Raw genomic sequence first — 250 nt, 5'->3', positions numbered from 1 at the left:
GGTCTCACCTGTGAGCCCTGTCGCTCCCGTTTCTCCGGTCAGCCCAGTCGCACCAGTCTCACCTGTAAGCCCCGTTGCACCAGTCTCACCAGTCAGCCCTGTTGCTCCCGTTTCTCCCGTAAGCCCCGTTGCTCCAGTCTCACCCGTAAGCCCTGTTGCACCAGTCTCTCCCGTGAGTCCTGTCGCTCCAGTCTCACCCGTAAGCCCTGTTGCACCAGTCTCTCCGGTCAGCCCCGTCGCACCAGTCTCA

The 250-nt window shown here is 62.4% G+C and carries 1 protein-coding gene; it reads right to left on the bottom strand.

Going from position 1 to position 250, the window contains the following annotated elements; all coding sequences use genetic code 11:
• Window positions 1–250, bottom strand: a 250-nt coding sequence (locus C173_RS28095) for a collagen-like protein (protein ID WP_036731488.1), incomplete at both ends; no start/stop codon positions are given.

This window comes from Paenibacillus sp. FSL R7-277 (assembly GCF_000517965.1).
Taxonomy (GTDB): domain Bacteria; phylum Bacillota; class Bacilli; order Paenibacillales; family Paenibacillaceae; genus Paenibacillus_AQ; species Paenibacillus_AQ silagei.
The sequence above is the reverse complement of the archived record's forward strand: the minus strand, read 5'-3'. Positions and strand labels throughout refer to the sequence as shown.